The sequence below is a fragment of the Geodermatophilus sp. SMS 5-13 genome (genome assembly GCF_059428245.1).
The window spans coordinates 4,590,534-4,610,029 of the sequence record NZ_CP165729.1 but is presented as its reverse complement, the minus strand read 5'-3'; the positions used below and the strand labels follow the sequence as shown (position 1 = coordinate 4,610,029).

The 19,496-nt window shown below is 73.7% G+C and carries 18 protein-coding genes; 5 read left to right on the top strand and 13 right to left on the bottom strand.

All coding sequences use genetic code 11. The annotated features are described in order from the left end of the window. Window positions 1–9: 9 nt before the first annotated feature. On the bottom strand, window positions 10–723 hold the full coding sequence (locus tag AB3388_RS22290) for a metal-dependent hydrolase (protein WP_495407503.1): 714 nt from the start codon (window positions 721–723) through the stop codon (window positions 10–12). A gap of 87 nt (window positions 724–810) precedes the next feature. Here AB3388_RS22290 and AB3388_RS22285 point away from each other — a divergent pair, with 87 nt between their 5' ends. Continuing rightward, window positions 811–2,295 carry a carboxylesterase/lipase family protein gene (locus AB3388_RS22285; RefSeq protein ID WP_495407502.1) on the top strand — a complete coding sequence of 495 codons (1,485 nt, stop codon included), beginning with the start codon at window positions 811–813 and terminating at the stop codon, window positions 2,293–2,295. Window positions 2,296–2,348: 53 nt separating this feature from the next. Here AB3388_RS22285 and AB3388_RS22280 read toward each other — a convergent pair whose 3' ends face one another. The 6 genes from AB3388_RS22280 to ppk2 all read right to left on the bottom strand — a co-directional run bounded on the left by AB3388_RS22280 (window position 2,349) and on the right by ppk2 (window position 10,068). Continuing rightward, entirely contained in the window at window positions 2,349–2,534 is a 186-nt protein-coding gene (locus tag AB3388_RS22280; RefSeq protein ID WP_495407501.1) for a DUF6104 family protein, read from the bottom strand. 1 nt (window position 2,535) lies between these two features. Then, complete coding sequence (locus AB3388_RS22275) at window positions 2,536–6,369, bottom strand: multifunctional oxoglutarate decarboxylase/oxoglutarate dehydrogenase thiamine pyrophosphate-binding subunit/dihydrolipoyllysine-residue succinyltransferase subunit (RefSeq protein ID WP_495407500.1); 3,834 nt, start codon at window positions 6,367–6,369, stop codon at window positions 2,536–2,538. A gap of 136 nt (window positions 6,370–6,505) precedes the next feature. Continuing rightward, window positions 6,506–7,315, bottom strand: coding sequence for an ankyrin repeat domain-containing protein (locus tag AB3388_RS22270; RefSeq protein ID WP_495407499.1), 810 nt, complete (start codon window positions 7,313–7,315; stop codon window positions 6,506–6,508). 73 nt (window positions 7,316–7,388) lie between these two features. Further along, on the bottom strand, window positions 7,389–8,153 hold the full coding sequence (locus AB3388_RS22265) for an ABC transporter permease (protein ID WP_495407498.1): 765 nt from the start codon (window positions 8,151–8,153) through the stop codon (window positions 7,389–7,391). Next, complete coding sequence (locus AB3388_RS22260) at window positions 8,150–9,151, bottom strand: ABC transporter ATP-binding protein (RefSeq protein ID WP_495407497.1); 1,002 nt, start codon at window positions 9,149–9,151, stop codon at window positions 8,150–8,152. The genes AB3388_RS22265 and AB3388_RS22260 overlap by 4 nt, the downstream gene beginning before the upstream one ends. Window positions 9,152–9,234: 83 nt before the next feature. Next, window positions 9,235–10,068, bottom strand: coding sequence for a polyphosphate kinase 2 (ppk2, locus tag AB3388_RS22255; RefSeq protein WP_495407496.1), 834 nt, complete (start codon window positions 10,066–10,068; stop codon window positions 9,235–9,237). A gap of 112 nt (window positions 10,069–10,180) precedes the next feature. Here ppk2 and AB3388_RS22250 point away from each other — a divergent pair, with 112 nt between their 5' ends. The 3 genes from AB3388_RS22250 to AB3388_RS22240 are packed head-to-tail and all read left to right on the top strand — an operon-like array spanning window position 10,181 to window position 13,442. Further along, a complete protein-coding gene (locus AB3388_RS22250) occupies window positions 10,181–10,642 on the top strand; it encodes a universal stress protein (RefSeq protein ID WP_495407495.1) in 462 nt (153 codons plus the stop codon). A 31-nt stretch (window positions 10,643–10,673) separates the two neighbouring features. Further along, window positions 10,674–11,747 (top strand): adenylate/guanylate cyclase domain-containing protein, encoded by a 1,074-nt coding sequence (locus tag AB3388_RS22245; protein ID WP_495407494.1) that lies wholly within the window; start codon window positions 10,674–10,676, stop codon window positions 11,745–11,747. A gap of 54 nt (window positions 11,748–11,801) precedes the next feature. Next, a complete protein-coding gene (locus AB3388_RS22240) occupies window positions 11,802–13,442 on the top strand; it encodes an ABC-F family ATP-binding cassette domain-containing protein (protein WP_495407493.1) in 1,641 nt (546 codons plus the stop codon). 12 nt (window positions 13,443–13,454) lie between these two features. On the opposite strand, the gene AB3388_RS22235 is transcribed toward AB3388_RS22240, so the two are convergent. The 6 genes from AB3388_RS22235 to AB3388_RS22210 form a co-directional block, all read right to left on the bottom strand. Beyond that, a complete protein-coding gene (locus tag AB3388_RS22235) occupies window positions 13,455–14,393 on the bottom strand; it encodes a hypothetical protein (RefSeq protein ID WP_495407492.1) in 939 nt (312 codons plus the stop codon). 23 nt (window positions 14,394–14,416) lie between these two features. Continuing rightward, window positions 14,417–15,034, bottom strand: a complete 618-nt coding sequence (locus AB3388_RS22230) for a hypothetical protein (RefSeq protein WP_495407491.1) — start codon at window positions 15,032–15,034, stop codon at window positions 14,417–14,419. Window positions 15,035–15,114: 80 nt separating this feature from the next. Further along, window positions 15,115–15,660: a GNAT family N-acetyltransferase gene (locus AB3388_RS22225; protein WP_495407490.1), complete on the bottom strand. Its 546-nt coding sequence runs from the start codon at window positions 15,658–15,660 to the stop codon at window positions 15,115–15,117. Beyond that, window positions 15,657–16,763, bottom strand: a complete 1,107-nt coding sequence (locus tag AB3388_RS22220; RefSeq protein ID WP_495407489.1) for an alpha/beta fold hydrolase — start codon at window positions 16,761–16,763, stop codon at window positions 15,657–15,659. The genes AB3388_RS22225 and AB3388_RS22220 overlap by 4 nt, the downstream gene beginning before the upstream one ends. After that, the gene (locus AB3388_RS22215) at window positions 16,684–17,112 is read right to left on the bottom strand and encodes a hypothetical protein (RefSeq protein WP_495407488.1); all 429 of its coding nucleotides are present in this window, start codon (window positions 17,110–17,112) and stop codon (window positions 16,684–16,686) included. The genes AB3388_RS22220 and AB3388_RS22215 overlap by 80 nt, the downstream gene beginning before the upstream one ends. Then, window positions 17,109–18,611 (bottom strand): long-chain-fatty-acid--CoA ligase, encoded by a 1,503-nt coding sequence (locus tag AB3388_RS22210; protein ID WP_495407487.1) that lies wholly within the window; start codon window positions 18,609–18,611, stop codon window positions 17,109–17,111. Before AB3388_RS22210 ends, AB3388_RS22215 begins: the two co-directional genes overlap by 4 nt. Window positions 18,612–18,718: 107 nt before the next feature. Between AB3388_RS22210 and AB3388_RS22205 the strand changes: the two genes are divergently transcribed. After that, window positions 18,719–19,489, top strand: a complete 771-nt coding sequence (locus AB3388_RS22205) for an SDR family NAD(P)-dependent oxidoreductase (RefSeq protein WP_495407486.1) — start codon at window positions 18,719–18,721, stop codon at window positions 19,487–19,489. The last annotated feature ends 7 nt before the right edge of the window (window positions 19,490–19,496 follow it).

Genomic DNA, 19,496 nt, shown 5'->3' with positions numbered 1-19,496 from the left:
GGGCCATGGCTACCCGCTGCCGGTGATCCGCTCCACGACGGGGTCGACGGCTCCGGAGATGCCGGTGTTCAGGTACAGGAACACCAGGGTGGCGAGGGAGAACGCCGGGACGAGCACGACCTTCTCGACGGTCGCGCCGGTGCGCAGGTGGATGAGCGCGAAGCGGCAGCGGTGCAGGATCCAGATCACCGGCACCGGGATCCCCTCGCGGGTCAGGAAGTCGCCCAGGATGTGCGCCAGGACGCCGACCGCGACGGCCCACGGCAGCCACAGGGGCGGCGGGCTGTGGTCGAGGAACAGCCAGGCCCCGCCCCAGGAGAGCACCAGGTTCCCGATGACGGTGTTCTCGGCCCGGCCCGGGATGACGAAGTTCAGCGCCCGCAGCGCCAGCCCGATCGCGAGCGCCAGGACGAGCAGGCTGGTCGGGAAGGTCTGCGTCGCGGCCATCGCCAGGAAGCCGAGGACGGCGGGGGCGAGCAGCGCGTCGTGGGTGCCCCACCGGTGCCCGCCGGACAGCTTGTTGATCAGGGCCGCGGGCAGGTCGGTGATCGGCCCCCACATCCGCGAGATCGTCGTCCGCTGCTGGTCGAGGTCGGGCAGCATCGCGAACCCGCCCGCCGCGGCGACCCAGGCGCCCTGGGCGACGGCGCCGTGGACCGGCGCCCACGGCAGGGTCGCGGCGCCGGCGGCGAGGCCGGAGAGGGCGTGGGAGTGACCGAGCACGCACTCAGGGTGCAGCTGCCGCGCCGTCCCGTGGCGAAGGCGCACCGTGGTGCCCCCATGCCGGGACCGGCGGTAGGTTCCGCTGGCATGACGGAGCCCACGGTGCGGACGACCAGCGGACAGGTGCGGGGAACGATCCGGGACGGCGTGCACGCCTTCCTCGGCATCCCGTACGCGGCCCCGCCCTTCGGACCCCGGCGGTTCGCCGCCCCCGCGCCGCCCGAGCCGTGGGACGGCGTCCGGCCCGCCACGGAGTACGGCCCGACCGCGCCCAAGCCGCCGTACGCGCCGCCGTTCGACGTGCTGTTGCCCGAGCCGCAGATCCCCGGCGAGGACTGCCTCAACCTCAACGTCTGGACCCCGGACCCGGGCGCGTCGGGGCTGCCGGTCTTCGTGTGGATCCACGGCGGCGCGTTCGTCAACGGCTCCGGGGCCGTCCCGGTGTACGACGGCGCCACGTTCGCCCGCGACGGCGTGGTCTGCGTGACGATCAACTACCGGCTCGGCGTCGACGGCTTCCTGCACTTCGCCGACGACTCCCCGCCCAACCGGGGGCTGCTCGACCAGGTGGCCGCGCTGCGCTGGGTGCAGGAGAACATCGCCGCGTTCGGCGGCGACCCCGCGCGGGTCACCATCGGGGGCGAGTCGGCGGGCGGGATGAGCGTCGGCTGCCTGCTGGCGATGCCCTCGGCCGAGGGGCTGTTCACCCAGGCCGTGCTGCAGAGCGGCGCCGCCCACCACGCGCTGAGCGCGGCCACCGCGACGAAGATCGGCGGCTACCTCGCCGAGCGGCTCAACCTGCCCCCGCAGCGGGAGGCGCTGGCCGGCGTGCCGATCGACGAGCTGGTCGCCGCCCAGGTGGGCATCACCCAGGAGGCGCAGCTGGTGCCCGACCCCGAGCGCTGGGGAGAGGTGACGGCCAACCTGATGGCCTTCGAGCCGGTCATCGACGGCGAGGTGCTCCCGGACCTGCCGATCCGGCGGATCGCCGCGGGATCGGCCCGCGACGTCGCCCTCCTGGTGGGCGCCAACCGGGACGAGCACCGCCTCTTCCTGGTGCCGAACGGCCTCATCGACATGGCGACCGAGCCGCTGGTGCGGATGGCGGTGGCCGGTTACGGGCTGCAGGTCGACAAGGGCCTGGAGGTGTACGGCTCGGCGCGGCCGGGGGCGACGCCCGGTGAGCTGCTCGCCGACGTCGCGACCGACTGGTTCTTCCGCCTGCCGGCGATCCGGGTCGCCGAGGCCACGGCGGGGCGCAGCTGGATGTACGAGTTCTCCTGGCCGTCGCCGCAGTTCGGTGGCCGGCTCGGCTCCTGCCACGCGCTCGAGCTCGGCTTCACGTTCGACACCCTCGCGCTCGAGGCGCACGGCGCCCTGATGGGGTCGGCGGCGCCGCAGCACCTCGCCGACGCCATGCACGACGCCTGGGTGCGGTTCGTGCGCGACGGCGACCCCGGCTGGGCGCCCTACGACCTGGACCGCCGGGCCGTGCAGGAGTTCGGCGAGCAGGTCCGGCTGGTCGAGGACCCGCGCGGCGAGCAGCGGGCCCTCTGGGACGGCATCCGCTGAGGACCCCGACAAGGCGCTGAGCCCCTGCCCCGCGCGGGGCAGGGGCTCAGCGTTCAGTCGTCGGCGTCGTCGTCCGTCCCGCCGCGCGCGAGCCAGGTGGCGAAGCGCTCCACCGGCACCTCGAAGTCGGGGTGCTGGTCGACGAAGGCCTGGAGCTGGTCGGCCAGCCAGGCGAGGGAGACCTGCTCCTCGCCCCGCCGGTCGGCCAGCTCCTCCAGGCCCCTGTCGGTGAAGTACACGTCAGCCGGCGAAGGCCGAGGCGACCAGCTCCCGCTGCTCGACCTCGTGCACCTTGGCCGACCCGACCGCCGGGCTGGCCGAGGCCTTGCGGCTGATCCGGCGCAGCGTCCGGCCGCCGAGGTGCTCGGGCAGGTTGATCGCCATGAACTGCCAGGCGCCCATGTTGGCCGGCTCCTCCTGCACCCAGACCAGGTCCTGGGCGTTCGGGTACCGGTCGAGCTCGGCGCGGAGCTGCTCGACGGGCAGCGGGTAGAGCTGCTCGACCCGCAGGAGTGCGGTGTCGGCGATGCCCTCGGCCTCCCGGTGGGCACCCAGGTCGTAGGCGACCTTGCCGCTGCAGAGCAGCACCCGGCGCACGGACGACGGGTCCAGCGGCTCGCCGCCCACGCCCGGGTCGGGCAGCACCGGCCGGAAGTTCTCCTCGGTGAAGTCGGCGACCTGGCTGACCGCCGCCTTGGCCCGCAGCAGCGACTTCGGCGTGAACACGACCAGGGGCCGGTGCACGTCGGAGAGCGCCTGCCGGCGGAGCAGGTGGAAGTAGTTGGCCGGCGTCGTGCAGTTGGCGACGGTCATGTTGTTCTCCGCCGACAGCTGCAGGAACCGCTCGATCCGGCCGCTGGAGTGGTCCGGGCCCTGCCCCTCGAGGCCGTGCGGCAGGAGCATGGCGACGCCGGAGCGCTGCCCCCACTTGGCCTCGCCGGAGCTGATGAACTCGTCGATGACCATCTGCGCGCCGTCGACGAAGTCGCCGAACTGCGCCTCCCAGAGCACCAGCGCCTTCGGGTTGGCCACCGAGTAGCCGTACTCGAAGCCGAGCGCCGCGTACTCCGACAGCAGCGAGTCGTAGACGAAGAACTTCGCCTGGTCCTCGGTCAGGTGCGCCAGCGGCGTGTACTCGGCCGCGGTCTCCCGGTCGATGAGCACCGAGTGCCGCTGCACGAAGGTGCCGCGCCGCGAGTCCTGGCCGGCCAGCCGGACCGGGACGCCCTCGATGAGCAGCGAACCGAAGGCCAGCAGCTCGCCCATCGCCCAGTCGACGTCGCCCTCGCTGGCCATCGCCGCCCGCCGCTCGAGCAGCCGCTTGAGCTTCGGGTGGACGTTGAACTCCTCCGGCAGGGAGACGTGCGCGTCGCCGATGATCTTGAGGATCTCGGGCGTGATCGCCGTCCGCACCGTGGACTCCTGCGGGGTGCGCGGGTCCATGACGGGCTCCGGCTTCGAGGACTCCTGGACGTCGTGGGTCTCCGCGAAGGCCCGCTCCAGCTGCCCGCGGTAGTCCTTGAGCGCCTCCTCGGCCTCCTGCAGCGTGATGTCGCCACGGCCGACCAGCGCCTCGGTGTACAGCTTCCGGACCGAGCGCTTGCGGTCGATGATGTCGTACATCAGCGGCTGGGTCATCGACGGGTCGTCGCCCTCGTTGTGCCCGCGGCGGCGGTAGCAGATCAGGTCGATGACGACGTCCTTCTTGAACGCCTGCCGGTAGTCGATCGCCAGCCGGGCCACCCGCACGCACGCCTCGGGGTCGTCGCCGTTCACGTGGAAGATCGGCGCGCCGATCATCCGCGCGACGTCGGTCGAGTAGAGGCTCGAGCGGGCCGCGGCCGGGCTGGTGGTGAAGCCGACCTGGTTGTTGATGACGACGTGCACGGTGCCGCCGGTGCGGTAGCCGCGCAGCTGCGAGAGGTTCAGCGTCTCGGCGACGACGCCCTGCCCGGCGAAGGCCGAGTCACCGTGCAGCAGGACGGGCAGGACGGTGAAGCCGCCCTCGCCCTTGTCGAGGATGTCCTGCTTGGCGCGGGCGATGCCCTCGAGCACCGGGTTGACCGTCTCGAGGTGGCTCGGGTTGCTGGCCAGCGAGACGGCGATCTCGTCGTCGCGGAACGGGTTCTTGAACGTGCCCTCGGCGCCGAGGTGGTACTTCACGTCGCCGGAGCCCTGGACGGTCGAGGGGTCGATGTTGCCCTCGAACTCCCCGAAGATCTTCGAGTAGCTCTTGCCGAGCACGTTCGCGAGGACGTTCAGCCGGCCGCGGTGGGCCATGCCGATCGTGACCTCGTCGAGGTCGTAGTCGGTGCCGGCGATCAGCACCTCGTCGAGGATCGGGATGACCGACTCGCCGCCCTCGAGGCTGAACCGCTTCTGCCCGACGTACTTGGTCTGCAGGAACGTCTCGAACGCCTCGGCGGCGTTGAGCCGGCCGAGGATGTGCTTCTGCTTGTCACGGTCGGGCTGCTCGTGCTTGACCTCGATGCGCTTCTGCAGCCACTCGCGCTCTTCCGGGTCGGTGATGTGCATGTACTCGATGCCGACCGTGCGGCAGTACGAGTTGCGCAGCACGCCGAGGATGTCCCGCAGGGCCATCGTGCGCTCGCCGGCGAAGCCGCCGACGGGGAACTGCCGGTCGAGGTCCCACAGGGTCAGCCCGTGCTGGACGATGTCGAGGTCGGGGTGGGTCCGGACCTTGAACTCCAGCGGGTCGGTGTCGGCCATGAGGTGGCCGTTGCGCCGGTAGGCCTCGATGACCTCGATGACCCGGGCTTCCTTGTCGATCTGCCCCTCGTGGCTGATCCGCACGTCCGGCACCCAGCGGACCGGCTCGTAGGGGATCCGCAGCGAGCGGAAGACCTGGTCGTAGAAGCCGTCGGCGCCGAGGAGCAGGCCGTGCAGCCGGCGCAGGAAGTCGCCGGACTCGGCACCCTGGATGATCCGGTGGTCGTAGGTCGAGGTCAGCGTGATGATCTTCGAGACGGCCAGCTCGGCGAGGGTCTCGGGGTTCATCCCCTGGAACTCGGCCGGGTACTCCATCGCGCCGACGCCGATGATCGCGCCCTGGCCGGCGGTCAGCCGCGGCACCGAGTGGTTGGTGCCGATCGTGCCCGGGTTGGTCAGGCTGATCGTCGTGCCCTGGAAGTCCTCGACGGTCAGCTTGTTGTTGCGGGCCCGCCGGATGATGTCCTCGTAGGCGCCCCAGAACTGGGCGAAGTCCATCGTCTCGGCGGCCTTGATCGAGGCCACGACCAGCGAGCGGGAGCCGTCGGCCTTCGGCAGGTCGATGGCCAGGCCGAAGTTGACGTGCTCGGGCTGCACCAGCGTCGGCTTGCCGTCGACCTCGGCGAAGGAGTTGTTCATGTTCGGGAAGTCGTCCAGCGCCCGGATCAGCGCGTAGCCGATCAGGTGGGTGAACGAGACCTTCCCGCCGCGCGCGCGGGCGAGGTGGTTGTTGATGACGATGCGGTTGTCGGCCAGCAGCTTGCTGGGCACCGCGCGCACGCTGGTCGCCGTCGGGACGGTCAGCGAGGCGTTCATGTTCTTGACCACGCTGGCGGCGGCGCCGCGCAGCGGCGTGCGCTTGACGCCGTCGGCCTCGGCCTTCGCCGGCTGCGCCTTGGCGGGCGCGGGCTGGGCGGCGGGGGCGGCCGGCTGCTGCTTCTCGGTGCGCTCCGCGGCCCGGTGGACGACGGTGGCCTCGGTGCGCTCCGCGACCGGGGTGGCGCGCGAGCTCGGCGGCGGCGTGGCCGGCGCGGCGGCGGGGCTGGCCTGGGTGGCCGCGCCCTGCGCGCCCGCGGACTCGGCTGCGTCGTCCTCCGCCGGCGCGGTGGCCGCGGGGGTCTGCGCGGCACCGCCGTCCGGGGCGGTCTGCGCCGGCTGCGCACGGTCCAGGCCGGAGGCGACCGGGCTGCCCGGCCGGTAGTCGGCGAAGAACTCGTGCCAGGCCTGGTCCACGCTGGACGGGTCGGCGAGGTACTGCTGGTACATCTCCTCGACCAGCCACTCGTTGGTGCCGAAACCCGCCACCGAGGAGGAGGACGTGGAGGACGGCCGGGATGAGCTCACGCTTGACACGGGGGCGAGTGCCTTCTTCGTCTGTGGACGTTGTCGGACCGGGTGGCGAGTCTACGCCCGGGGCCTGGCCGCTTTCCGGTCGAACCGGCCGTGCGGCCCTGCTCCGGACCCTGTAAGGGCGAGTTGCTCAATCGCTCGCGCCGTGGGCGACGAGCAGGTCGGCGAGGGCGTCGTTGCCCGTCGCCCGGCCCGCGTCCGACCGGCGGGAACGGGCGGCCGCGACGCGGCTGATGTCCAGGGCGCTGGCCCCGTCGTTGGTGGTGGCGTCGACGTCGGCGCCGGCCACCAGGAGAACGCGCACGACCTCGGGCGCGTCGCCGCCCGGGCCGGCGGCCACGGCCGCGTGCAGCGGCGCCCGGCCGGACTCCGGGTCGCGCCGGTCGACGTCGGCCCCCGCGTCCAGCAGCATCCGGACGAGCTCGAGGTGCGCCCGGCCGGCCGCGGCGTGCAGCGCGCCGCCGTCGGCGTCGGCGCCGCGGTCGAGCAGCAGCCGGGCGGTGCGGGTGGCGCCGCCGTGGGCGGCCAGGGCCAGCAGGTCGACGTGGGTGACCGGATCGACCAGGTGGGCACCCAGGTCCAGCTCGCGGGTCAGCTGCTCGACGTCGTCGAGGAACGCCGCGCTGGCCGCGTCGACCGGCGCGCCCAGCTCCTGCAGGACGGCGACCAGCTCGGGCGCTGATTCCAGGGCGACGTGCAGCGGGGTGTGGTCGTGCTCGGTCCGCGCCGACAGGTCGGCGCCGGCCTCGACGAGCACCCGGACGATCTTGTCCTGCTGCTCGGCCACCGCCACGTGCAGCGGCGTCCAGCCGCTGTGCCCGTCGCGCTCGACGGTGCGCGCGAGCAGCCGCGGATCGTCGGTGACTGCCGCGCGTACCTCGTCGACGTCGCCGGCGGCGATCAGCCGGCCCAGGCGCTGGGCGGTCATGCGTGTGCTCATGGGCGATTCCGTTCCATCGGCCCCCTGCCGGGCCCCGCCGCGAGCGTGCGAGGGGCGGGGGGCAGGGGTCCTTTCAGACGATGTCCCGCCGGACGGCGAGGAACGTACCCAGCACCGCCGCGACCAGACCGTAGCCGAGCAGCAACACCGCGCCCTGCCACGGGGCGAGCAGGTCCGGCGCCTGGAAGTCCGAGGTGATCGCCTGCACCGCGCCTCCGGGCAGCCACTTGTACGCGCCCTGGATCGCGCCGATCGAGGAGACGATCGGCTCCACCACGTACAGGTAGACCAGCGAGCCGACGATCGCGCCGACCTGGTTGCGCAGCAGCGCCCCGATGCCGACGCCGATCACGGCGAAGACGACCAGCACGAGCCCGGACGCGGCCAGCGTCTGCAGGTTGTCGGCGTCGAGGGACGGCGCGTCCCCGCGCGCGCCGGCGTAGATCGTCACGACGAGGACGACGACGGCCAGGACGAGCAGCGCGATCGGCACCGCGGCCAGCGCGTAGGCGAGCAGCTTGGCGATCACCACCCGCCCGCGCCGGGGCGTGGTGAGGAAGGTGGGCGTCGCCGTCCGGTGCCGGTACTCCTGGGTCATCCCGATGATGCCGAGGATCAGCAGCAGCACGCTGGCGTTCGCGCCGACGGAGAAGACGAGCTCCTCGTACTGGTCGCTGCCGACCGCGGGCAGGCCCGGCTGGCCGTTCTGCGCGACGCCGGCGAGCCCGGTGAACAGCGCGGCGAACCCGCCGGCCAGGACGCAGGCGCCCAGCACCAGGCCGATCCAGACGCGGGTGGTGAGCAGCTTGGTCCACTCCGCGCGGACGAGGCGGGTCATCGGGCCACCTCCTGCGGCGCGGTCGCGGCGTACTGCTCCTGGCCGGCGGTGAGCCGGAAGTAGATCTCCTCGAGGCCGGTGCTGTGCGAGCGCAGCTCGTGCAGCTCGATGCCGGCGGCGAAGGCGGCGTGCCCGACGTCCGCCGTCGGCACGCCCGTGACGGTGAGCGTGTCGCCGTCCTCGCCCGTGATCGGGTGCCCCGCCGCGCGCAGCACGTCGGCCAGCCGGTGCGCCTCGGGGCTGCGCACGCGCACCGTCCCGGCGCCGTCCGCGCCCGAGCGCAGCTCGGCGATCGAGCCCTCGCGGACCAGCTTGCCCGCACCGATGATCACGATCCGGTCCGCGGTCTGCTCCATCTCGGCCAGCAGGTGGCTGGAGACGAGGATCGCGCGGCCCTCGGTGTGCGCCAGGTGCTGCAGGAAGCCGCGCAGCCACTGGATGCCCTCGGGGTCCAGGCCGTTGGCCGGCTCGTCGAGCACCAGGACGGCGGGGTCGCCGAGCAGCGCGGTCGCCAGGGCCAGCCGCTGGCGCATGCCCAGCGAGTAGCCGCCCGCGCGGCGGTCTGCCGCGTCGGCGAGGCCGACCTGGCGCAGCGCCTCGTCGGCGCGCGACACCGGCAGGCCGGCGGCCCGGCAGTACACGCGCAGGTGGTTGCGGCCCGTGCGGGCGGGGTGGAAGGCGGTCTCGAGCACGGCGCCGACGGTCCGCACGGGTTCGGCCAGCGCGGCGTAGGGGACGCCGTCGAACGTGGCCTGGCCGCTGTCGGGGGTCTCCAGGCCGAGGACCATGCGCAGCGTCGTGGTCTTGCCGGCGCCGTTGGGGCCGAGGAAGCCGGTGACCGAGCCGGGCTCCACGGTGAAGGAGAGCCCGTCGACGGCGCGGACGGTGCCGAATGTCTTGGTGAGCCCACTCACCTCGACCCGTACGGGGTCGAAACGCTGGGCGGGGCCGGCGGGAATGGCGCACTCCTCGTCGTCGGTCCGGCTGGTCGTCCCCATCCAAGCGCACCGTGGTCCGGTTAGGGCAGCCTGCCCTCATACTCCGCGTGGCGAGACGGTGACGGAGGACGCGGTGCCGGCGTTCAGGCCGGGCAGACGTCGGGCACGAAGTGCTGGCTCGACCGGGGCGGCCGGACGTAGTCGTCGCGGATCGGCGGCCGGGGCGCCAGCTTCGGGGGCTTCGGGGTGAGGTCCTCGTAGGGCACCTGCGCGAGCAGGTGGCTGATCACGTTCAGCCGTGCCCGCTTCTTCACCTCGGCCTCGACCACCCACCAGGGGGCCTCGGGGATGTCCGTGGCGGCGAGCATCGCGTCCTTGGCGCGGGAGAAGTCCACCCAGCGGTTGCGCGCCTCGAGGTCCATCGGGCTGAGCTTCCAGCGCTTCGTGGGGTCGGTCAGCCGCTGCTGGAACCGGCGTTCCTGCTCGGTGTCGCTGACCGAGAACCAGTACTTGATCAGCTGGATGCCGCTGCGGACCAGCATCCGCTCGAACTCCGGGCAGGACCGCAGGAACTCCCAGTACTCCTCGTCGGTGCAGAAGCCCATGACCCGCTCGACGCCGGCGCGGTTGTACCAGGAGCGGTCGAACAGGACCATCTCGCCACGGGCGGGCAGGTGGGCCACGTAGCGCTGGAAGTACCACTGCCCCCGTTCGCGCTCGGTCGGCGCGGCGAGCGCGACGATGCGCGCGAACCGGGGGTTGAGCTGCTCGGTGATGCGCTGGATCGCCCCGCCCTTCCCGGCGGCGTCGCGCCCCTCGAACAGCACGACCACCCGCAGGCCCTTCGCGCGGATGTACTCCTGCTGCTTGACCAGCTCCACCTGCAGCCGGGTCAGCTCCTGCTCGTAGAACTTGGTGCTCAGCCGGGTGGCCGGTCGGGGGGCCTCCTCCGCCGACGCCGTCGCTCGAGCGGTCATGCGCGCAGCATCGTGCCGGCGGGTCGCCGGATCAACGGGTCCGCGCGCCCGACCGGGGGAAACGCCCCGGTTCGACAGGCAGGTGGTACCGCAGGTCACATACAGTGCGGCCGTGACCGACACCGCGTACCGGACCGTCGTCGTCGGCACCGACGGGTCCGAGTCCTCCCTGCGCGCGGTCGCCCGGGCCGGCGCGATCGCCGGGGCCTGCGGGGCGACGCTGGTGGTGGCGTGCGCCTACCTGCCGACCGACGCCGACGAGCGGGAACTCTCCCGCGCGCAGGACGTGCTCGGGGACGAGGCGTACCAGGTCGTGGGCTCGCACCCGGCCGAGGAGACCGTGCGCAGCGCCGGCGAGCGGGCGGCCAAGGCGGGCGCGACCGACGTCCGCACGGTCGCGGTCATGGGCTCGCCGGTCGAGGCGCTGCTCGACGTCGTCCGCCGGGAGGACGCCGACCTGCTGGTGGTCGGCAACAAGGGGCTCAACGGCGTCAAGGGCCGGCTGCTCGGCTCGGTGCCGGCCGACGCGACCCGGCGCTCGGGGGTCGACGTCCTCGTCGTGCACACGACCTGAGGCGCGCACAGACCTGAGGCACGATGCCCCCATGGACGATCCCGGGCAGGACCCGGGCCCGGACGCCCGTGAGGCGCTCGAGCGGCTGCTGCTGGACGGCCCGCGCCGCTACACCCGCCTGCAGGTGGCCGAGCTCTCCGGCGTGCCGCTGGAGCGCACCCAGCGGCTGTGGCGGGCGCTGGGCTTCGCCGACTCCCCGGACGACGACCCGGCGTACACCGACGCCGACATCGCCGCGCTGCGGGCGCTGGAGTCGCTGATCGACTCGGGGTTCGTCGGGCCCGAGACCGAGGCCACCATCGCGCGGGCCATGGGGCAGGCGTTGTCGCGGCTGGCCGACTGGCAGACCGACATGCTGGCCGACGTCCTGGCCGGGGCGGCGCGGGAGACGGGCCGGGAGGCCACGCCGGAGGAGGCGGTCGAGGCCGCCCGCACGCTGCTGCCCCACCTGCGGGACATCCAGCACTACGTCTGGAAGCGGCACCTGGCCGCCAACGCCGACCGGCTGCTGGCCGCGGCCGGCGGAGGCGACCGGCGCGAGCTGGCCGTGGGGTTCGCCGACCTGGTCGGCTACACCTCGCGCAGCCGGGGGATGGGCGGGCGCGAGCTCGGCGCGATGGTGGAGGACTTCGAGAGCATCGCCGCCGAGGTGATCGCGCGGCACTCCGGCCGGGTGGTCAAGACCGTCGGGGACGGCGTGCTGTTCACCGCCGGCACCGTGGAGGACGCCGCCGAGATCGCCCTCGGCCTGCCCGACGAGTGGAACGCCGAGGACCGCCCGCCGCTGCGGGTCGGCGTCGCCTACGGGACGGTGCTGACCCGCCTCGGCGACGTCTACTCGCCGGTGGTGAACCTGGCCAGCCGGCTCACCTCGGTCGCGCACCCGTCGACGGTGCTGGTCGACCGCGAGCTCGCCCGCCGCCTGCGCGGCCGGCAGGCCTACCGGGTGCGCCCGCTGCGGCGGGTCTCGGTGCGCGGCTACGACCACCTGCAGCCGTGGCTCGTGCGCCGGCGCAGCGCCGACGAGGACAACCTGCTCGAGCGCATGCTCGACGAGATGGCCGACGAGGTTCTCGCCCAGGAGGACGACGACCCCGGGTCGTGAGCACCACCGCGCCCGCGGCGGATCGATGATCACGGCGCCTGGGACCATGGGCCGGTGAGTGCCACCCTCGTCGCGCGCGGCCTGGCCGCCGGTCACGGCGCCCGCGTGCTGTTCTCCGACCTCGACCTCGTCGTCGCCCCGGGTGACGTCGTCGGCCTGGTCGGGGTGAACGGGGCGGGCAAGTCCACCCTGCTGCGCACCCTCGCCGGCGAGCTGCCGGCGGAGTCGGGCAGCGTCGTCCTGTCCCCGCCGTCGGCGACGATCGGCTACCTGCCGCAGGAGGCCGAGCGGCGGGCGGGGGAGACGGTGCTCGGTGCGCTCGGCCGGCGGACCGGCGTCACCGCGGCCCACGCCGCCATGGACGCCGCCACCGACGCGCTCGCCGCGGGCGCGGACGGCGCCGACGACGACTACGCCCACGCGCTGGAGCGCTGGCTGGCTCTCGGCGGGGCCGACCTCGACGAGCGCGCGGCCGCCGTCGTGGCCGAGGTGGCGCCCGGCATCGCCCTGGACGCGCCCACGGCCGGGCTCTCCGGCGGGCAGGCGGCCCGGGTGGGGCTGGCCGCGCTGCTGCTGTCCCGCTACGACGTCCTGCTGCTCGACGAGCCGACCAACGACCTCGACCTGACCGGGCTGGCGCAGCTGGAGCGCTTCGTCGCCCAGGCCCGGAGCGGCATCGTCGTGGTCAGCCACGACCGGGAGTTCCTCGCCCGCACGGTGACCCGCGTGGTGGAGCTCGACCTGGCCCAGCAGCTGGTCCGCGTGCACGACGGCGGCTACGAGGCCTACCTGGTCGAGCGGGAGGTCGCCCGGCGGCACGCCCGCGAGGAGTACGAGGAGTACGCCGAGACCCGGTCCGGGCTGGAGGCGCGGGCCCGCATGCAGCGCAACTGGATGACCAAGGGCGTCCGCAACGCGGTGCGCAGCGCCAAGAGCGAGCCGGACAAGAACATCCGGGCGCACATGCGCGCGACCTCGGAGAAGCAGGCCGCCAAGGCCCGCCAGACCGAGCGGCGGATCGAGCGGCTCGACGTGGTGGAGGAGCCCCGCAAGGAGTGGGAGCTGCGGATGACGATCGCCGCCGCCCCGCGGGCCGGCGCCGTCGTCGCCACGCTGCGCGGGGCGGTGGTCCGGCGCGGGCCCTTCACGCTCGGCCCGGTGGACCTGCAGGTCGACTGGGGCGACCGGCTGGCGATCACGGGGGCGAACGGCGCCGGCAAGTCCACCCTGCTGGGCGCGCTGCTCGGCCGGGTCGCGCTCGACGAGGGGACGGCGTCGCTCGGGCCGTCGGTGCGGATCGGCGAGATCGACCAGGCCCGCGGCCGGTTCCTCGGCGGCGAGCAGCTGCTCGACGCCTTCTCCGCCGAGGTGCCGGACTGGCCGACGTCGGAGGTGCGCACCCTCCTGGCCAAGTTCGGGCTGACCGCCGAGCACGTGCTGCGCCCCGCCGTCACCCTCTCGCCGGGGGAGCGCACCCGCGCCGCCCTCGCGCTGCTGCAGGCGCGCGGCATCAACGTGCTCGTGCTCGACGAGCCCACCAACCACCTCGACCTGCCCGCGATCGAGCAGCTGGAGCAGGCGCTGGCGAGCTACGAGGGCACGCTGCTGCTGGTCACCCACGACCGCCGGATGCTCGAAGCGGTGCACACCACCCGGCGGCTCGTGGTCACCGACGGCGCCGTCACGGAGGCCTGAGACCGCCCAGGCTCAGCCGGACGGTTCCTCGGCCCACCGCAGCACGCGCAGCGCGCGGAGGGTGTTCCAGCGGCTGGGCCGGCCGTCGCCGTCCTCGAGCGGGAAGTGCACGGCGCCGCGGTGGGTGTTCTCGAGCGGCCACGTGCCGTCGGGCCGCCGCTTGCCGCGGACCAGCTCGACCGCTTCGCCCACCCGCGGGTCGGGCGTGCCCCCGGCGTCCCGGAAGTGGTCGAGCGCCCGGAGCACGTCGTAGTGCCACTGGGGCGGGAACGAGAACTGCAGGTAGCCGGGCACGACGACCTCGCCGGTGCTCCGGCGCCGGAACAGGGACCGCTCGAGCAGGTACTCCTCGCCGCGGCGCCGGGCCTCCGCGGTCTGCGGGGTGCCACCGGTCGCCCGCTCGTGCGCGAGCAGGCCCTCGAGCACGTCGATCGTCGAGTCGAACGACGAGCGGGTCGAGCCCTCCTCGGTCCAGCAGTTCCACCCGCCGTCGTCGAGCTGGTCGTCGAGCAGCCGCGCGACGACCCCGTCGACGTCCGCGCCGTAATACGCGCCCAGCGCGACGGTCCGGCCGTTGATGCAGGGCTCGACCTCGCCGTCGAAGAACCGGGAGCCGTCGTACTCCCAGCGGCAGTTCTCCCGGACCAGCGCGACCGTCTCGCGCGCCTCCGGCGACCCCGGGTCGAGGCCGAACAGGCGGAGCAGGTCCAGCGTGGGCAGCGTCGCCGTCCACGGCTGACCCTCGACCTCGGACGGCTTGGCGGGGAAGCAGGCCCCGCCGGCCCACTGGCCGTCCGGGTCCCGCAGCGCGAGCAACCGGGCGCCCCACCCCTCGGTGGCCACGCGGGCGCGCTCGGCGGCCACGACGTCCGCCGGGGCGTCGGCGAGGTCGCGCAGCGCCTGCCAGCGGATCGCGGGGTCGCCGTCGAGCAGCCAGTCGAGCACGGTCATGGCCGCAGAACCTAGAGGCCAGGTCAGGGGATGGCCACCGGCGCCGAGCTGCCCACCTGCACCAGCCGGGTCACCGACGTCTGCGGGTCGACGACGGCCTCCTCCAGCCAGAACACGTAGACGCCGCCGCGGGTCAGGCCGGTCAGCGTCACGGTGACCGCCTGGCACCCGGCCGGCTGGCCGACGCTCTGCTGCGGCGGCACCGGCTGGGCGCCGGACACGATGTCCTGGGAGACCGCCTGCACCCGGTAGCCGACCACCTCGGTGCGCCCGTCGGCCTGCCAGCTGATCGTGGCCGTGCCCGGGCCGGGGACGGCGCCGGGGTTGATCCGGACCGGGCTCGCGTACCCGCCGCAGACCGCCGGCGGCGGCTCGGTCTCCACCGGGACGCCGTGGGGCGCGGGCCTGGGCACGCTGAACTCGCCCGGCCGCGGGATGACGGGGGACAGGCCCACCGTGGTGGGGACCGTCGGCAGCACCGGGACGACGCCGCCCGACTCGATGAACCAGGTCGGCGGGGCGGCCGACCGGGTGGCGGCCGCGACCTGCACCTCGCCCGACGACGTCGCGCAGCCGGTGACCGAGGCGGTGGCCGCGGCGAGCACCAGCAGCCCGCGCAGCCGTCGTCGTCCCTCGGTCATCGCCGTCCTCTCCGGTGTCCCCTGCACCAGGAAAGGTCGGCACCTGCCCGCCCCGACTCAACCCGAGGCCGGGCCCCGGCTCAGCCGGGCTCCTGGCCGAGCGCCTCGGGCAGCCCGACGGTGTCCATGCCCGACCAGGTCTCGGTGACGTGGTGGGCCAGCACCATCAGGTCGCGCAGGTTCCCCTCGCGGTCGCGGATCTGGTCGCGCAGCAGCGCCTCCCCGCTGAAGCCCAGGGCGGTGAAGAGGGCCAGCGCGGCGCCCTGCTCGGCCACGACCTCGACGACGAGCTTGGTCATGCCCGCCTCCACCGCCGAGACCAGCGCGTGCCGGGCCAGGTCGCGGCCCAGCCCGCTGCCGCGCGCCGACGGCGCCACCACCAGGCGGACCTCGCCCACGTGGTCGGACCAGCCGGGCAGCCGGAGCACGGCCACGTAGCCGCGCACGTCGTCGCCCTCGACGACCACCCAGCGCTGCGCCCGGTCCTCGCCCGCGGTCCAGGCCCGCACGGTCGCCGGGTCGGTGACGTCCTCCTTGATGAAGGTCAGGTCGCCCTCGGGCAGGCCCTGGAAGAACCGCAGCAGGGCGTCGCAGTGCTCGGTCGTCAGGGGGACCACGGTGCTCATGAGGCGGCTCCCGCCGTCGCGTCGACCGGCTCGCTGCGCCGGCGGAGGAAGTCGAGGATCGTCGGCACCGTCGTCTTGGCCGCCGTCCGGCCGACGACCAGGCCCATGTGGCCGGCGTCGAGGCACAGCTCGTGCTTGTCCTCGGAGCCGATCAGGTCGATCAGGGGCGCGGTCGCGTCCGGCGGCACGATGTGGTCGCGGTTGGCCCGGACGGTCAGGAACGGCACGGTGATGTCGGACAGGTGCACCGGGTCGCCGGCGACGGTGAGCCGGTCGGTGACCATCGCGTTGTCGCGGACCAGCATGCTCACCGTCTCGCGGGCGGCCGCGCCGGGGAACGGCACGTGGTCGTCCGACCAGCCGGTCATGGCCTGGTAGGCGGCGACGTACTCGTCGTTCCAGAGCCGCTCCCACAGCGTGACGTAGCGGGTCACCTCGGCGGTGGGGGTCAGCGTCTTGAAGCCCTGGACGACGACCGACGGCGGCACGTTGCCGTCGTCGCCGATCACCTGGTCGACGTCCAGCCCCCCGACCCGGAACAGGTCCGACATCGGTCCCATGTGCTGGAAGTCGACCGGGGTGGCCAGCACGGTGAGGCTGCGCAGCGGCGCGTCCGGGTGGTGCGCGGCGTAGAGCAGGGTGAGGTCGCCGCCGAAGCAGTAGCCGAACAAGTTGATCTCGTCGGTGCCGGAGAGCTCGAGCACCCGGTCGACCGCCGCCGGGATGTAGTCGTCGACGTAGTCCTCGAGCCGGTTCTGCGCGTCCCGCTCGTCGGGCTCGCCCCAGTCGATCATGTAGACGTCGAACCCGGCGCCGAGCAGTTGCTCGATGAAGCTGTTGCCGGGTGTGAGGTCGAGGATGTAGCTGCGGCTGATCAGGCTGAACACGACCAGCAGCGGCGGCGAGTACCTCACCTCGTCGTTGCGGTAGTGCCACAGCTGGCAGCGGCCGCGCTGCCAGACGACGTCCTTCGGGGTGAGCCCGACGCCGGGCCGATCGATCCCGGCCGCGAGCTTGATGCCGTTACGAGCCCTCAGGGCGTTGCGTTCGACGTCGCGCCGGACGCGGTCGAGGATCGTCTGCGGGCTGGGCACCGTCGGCACGGGGCGCCTCCTCGGTGGTCAGGGTGTGGACGTCCGGGGTGGGGCGGCCGGTCCGCCGCCGCTCGGTCTCCAGCTGCAGGCTCAGCCGCCGGACCTCGCGGTCCAGCGCCCCGATCTGCGCCCGGAGCCGGCTGACGTCGGAGCCGGCGGGCAGGTTGAGCAGGTGCCAGGCGCGGGCGGTCAGGCCGCGCGCCGAGCTGCGGGCCAGGGTCTGCGCCCGCTGGAGCAGGGCCGCGCCCTGGGCGAAGGTCGGCGTCCGCACGAACGCCTCCGCCCGCGGGGTCACCGCCTTGTCGACGGCGTCGTAGGCCTGCCGCCAGCGCGGCGCGGACGGCCCCGGTTTCGTCATCGCTTCCCGACCTCCTCCGGCACCTCGACCGAGCGGCGCAGGATCTTGCCGGTCGGCCCCTTGGGCAGCGCCTCGACCAGCCAGACGTGCCGCGGGTACTTGTACGCGGCCACCCGGGCCTTGGCCCACTCGCGCAGCTCGGCCGGGTCGGCGCTGGCCCCCGGCTTGAGCGCGACCGCGGCGGCGACCTCCTCGCCGAGCTCGGGGTGGGGGATGCCGATGCACGCGACCTCGGCCACCGCCGGGTGCTCGTAGAGCGCCTCCTCGATCTCCCGCGGGTAGACGTTGTAGCCGCCGCGGATGATCATCTCCTTCTTGCGGTCGACGATGAAGAAGTAGCCGTCGTCGTCGGTCCGGGCCAGGTCGCCGGTCCGGAACCAGCCGTCGGGGATGGCCCTCGCCGTCTCCTCGGGCTTGCCCCAGTAGCCCTTCATCACGTTCTCGCCGCGGATGGCGATCTCGCCCACCTCGCCGCCGGTGACGTCCCGGCCCTCGTCGTCGACCAGGCGCATCTCCACGCCGCGGATCGGCGTGCCGATCGAGCCCGGCTTGCGCTCGGCGTGCGGGTGGTTGAAGGAGGCGACCGGGGAGGTCTCCGACAGCCCGTAGCCCTCCAGCACGATGCAGCCGAAGGTCTCCTCGAACGAGCGCATGACCTCGACCGGCATCGCCGAGCCGCCGGAGACGCACACCCGCAGGCTGGACACGTCGGCCTGGTCGCGGTCGGGGGCGTGCAGCATCGCCGAGAACATCGTCGGCACGCCCTCGAAGACGGTGACCCGGTCGCGGCCGATCACCGACAGCGCCTTGCCGCCGTCGAACCGGGGGATGAGGGTCAGCAGCGACCCCGCGATCACCCCGGCGTTGAGCGCGCAGGTGAGCCCGAAGACGTGGAACAGCGGCAGGCAGCCCATGATCACGTCGTCCGGCCCCGCCTCCAGCAGCGTCTCCTGCGTGGTCAGCGCGTTGCTGTGCAGCCCGGCGTGGGTGAGCTCGGCGCCCTTGGGCGGCCCGGTCGTGCCGGAGGTGTAGAGGATGACGGCGGGGTCGTCGTCCGCACGCTCGACCGGCGTGGTCAGCCCCTCGGGGGCCATCGCCTGCTCCGGCAGCGCGGGGTCGACGGCGACCGCCTCGATCCCGACCGCGCCGGCCGCCTCGGTCGCGGGGCCGGCCACCTGGTCGGCGGCGAGCACGATCCGGGCGCCCGAGTCGGTCAGGTAGTACTCGACCTCCCGCGCCTTGAGCAGCGGGTTCATCGGGACGACGGCGGCGCCGGCGAGCTGGGCGCCGTAGAAGAGCACCGGAAAGGACAGCACGTTCGGCAGCACCATGCCCACGCGGTCGCCGGGCTCGACGCCGCGCTGCTGCAGGAACGCGGCGACCCGCAGGGCGGCGTCCCGGAACTCGGCATAGGTGAGGACGGCGTCGTCCATCCGCAGGGCCGGGCGGCCGCCCTCGCGCTCGGCCGTGTCGAGCAGGTTCTGTGCCAGGTTGCCCATCGATCTCTCCCCCTCGAGAGCTCGGCTGCGCGGTCGACCCGCCAGGTGACCCCCCTCATCATCTGACTACGGTGCGGGCAACGGCGCAGGACGAGAGGGGTAGTCGCGTGAGGGACCGCACGATCCTGGATCTGTTCCGGCTCGACGGCCGGGTGGCGATCGTGACGGGGGCGTCGTCCGGCCTCGGCCGCGACTTCGCCCGCGCGCTGGCCGAGGCCGGCGCCGACGTCGCGCTGGCCGCCCGGCGGGAGGACCGCCTGACCGAGACCAAGGCCCTGGTGGAGGAGGCCGGCCGGCGGGCGATCACCGTGCGCACGGACGTCGCCGACCCGGAGGACTGCCAGGCGCTGGTCGACGCCACCATGGCCGAGTTCGGCCGGGTCGACGTCCTGGTGAACAACGCCGGGGTCGGGACGGCGGTCCCGGCCACGCGGGAGACCCCCGAGCAGTTCCGGCAGGTCATCGACGTGAACCTCAACGGCTGCTACTGGATGGCCCAGGCCTGCGGGCGGGTGATGCAGCCGGGCAGCTCGATCATCAACATCTCCAGCATCCTGGGGCTGACCACCGCCGGGCTGCCCCAGGCGGCGTACGCGGCCAGCAAGGCGGGTCTGATCGGGCTGACCCGTGACCTGGCCCAGCAGTGGACCCGCCGCAGGGGCATCCGGGTCAACGCCCTGGCGCCCGGCTTCTTCGCCTCCGAGATGACCGACCAGTACGCGGAGGGCTATCTCGACTCGCAGATGCCGCGCGTGCTGGTGGGCCGGCCCGGCGACCCCGACGAGCTGGCCGCGGCCCTGGTCTTCCTGGCCAGCGACGCCGGCGGCTACGTCACCGGCACGACGCTGCCGGTCGAGGGCGGGCTGCTCACCAGCTGAGCGCGCG

Bases quoted from the DNA above. Each gene is read 5' to 3' on its own strand.
- AB3388_RS22285 (WP_495407502.1), top strand. From the start codon at position 811: ATGACGGAGCCCACGGTGCGGACGACCAGCGGACAGGTGCGGGGAACG.
- AB3388_RS22270 (WP_495407499.1), bottom strand. From the start codon at position 7,315: ATGAGCACACGCATGACCGCCCAGCGCCTGGGCCGGCTGATCGCCGCC.
- AB3388_RS22265 (WP_495407498.1), bottom strand. From the start codon at position 8,153: ATGACCCGCCTCGTCCGCGCGGAGTGGACCAAGCTGCTCACCACCCGC.
- AB3388_RS22260 (WP_495407497.1), bottom strand. From the start codon at position 9,151: ATGGGGACGACCAGCCGGACCGACGACGAGGAGTGCGCCATTCCCGCC.
- ppk2 (WP_495407496.1), bottom strand. From the start codon at position 10,068: ATGACCGCTCGAGCGACGGCGTCGGCGGAGGAGGCCCCCCGACCGGCC.
- AB3388_RS22245 (WP_495407494.1), top strand. From the start codon at position 10,674: ATGGACGATCCCGGGCAGGACCCGGGCCCGGACGCCCGTGAGGCGCTC.
- AB3388_RS22235 (WP_495407492.1), bottom strand. From the start codon at position 14,393: ATGACCGTGCTCGACTGGCTGCTCGACGGCGACCCCGCGATCCGCTGG.
- AB3388_RS22230 (WP_495407491.1), bottom strand. From the start codon at position 15,034: ATGACCGAGGGACGACGACGGCTGCGCGGGCTGCTGGTGCTCGCCGCG.
- AB3388_RS22225 (WP_495407490.1), bottom strand. From the start codon at position 15,660: ATGAGCACCGTGGTCCCCCTGACGACCGAGCACTGCGACGCCCTGCTG.
- AB3388_RS22215 (WP_495407488.1), bottom strand. From the start codon at position 17,112: ATGACGAAACCGGGGCCGTCCGCGCCGCGCTGGCGGCAGGCCTACGAC.
- AB3388_RS22210 (WP_495407487.1), bottom strand. From the start codon at position 18,611: ATGGGCAACCTGGCACAGAACCTGCTCGACACGGCCGAGCGCGAGGGC.